The organism is Nosocomiicoccus sp. HMSC067E10 (genome assembly GCF_001810835.1).
GTDB classification, from domain to species: domain Bacteria; phylum Bacillota; class Bacilli; order Staphylococcales; family Salinicoccaceae; genus Nosocomiicoccus; species Nosocomiicoccus ampullae_A.
Genome location: NZ_KV802759.1, coordinates 18412 through 18778 on the forward strand (window position 1 = coordinate 18412; position 367 = coordinate 18778).

Sequence of the window (367 nt, forward strand, 5' to 3'; positions counted from 1 at the left end):
TTTACTTTGCATACTAGCATCTCTTCACTTATATATTGCAAGTCCAAGCACTCCGTGTGTTACGCAGACTTGCAATATCGTTACGAGATGCTTTGACGTATGCGTAAATAAAATATCATCTACACACTCAAAATATAAGAGTGGTAGAAAAAAGGAGTTATAAAGATGATTAAAGAAAAAGAAATTATGACCATACGATTTTATGAGGGAATTGGCAAAACAGATGTAATCATACTTAATGACGAAAAAAAGATTGATGATTTATTACTTACATTGGAAACAACATCTAATTTTGATGATGAAGAAATCGCACGTTTCTTATTTAAAGATGAAGCATTAGGTATCTGGCTTGCGATTGATAATTCAA

General features: G+C 31.6%; 1 protein-coding gene. It reads left to right on the forward strand.

The annotated features are described in order from the left end of the window. Positions 1-165: 165 nt before the first annotated feature. Positions 166-367, forward strand: a 202-nt coding sequence (locus HMPREF2767_RS08730) for a hypothetical protein (protein WP_168162115.1), incomplete at its 3' end; no start/stop codon positions are given.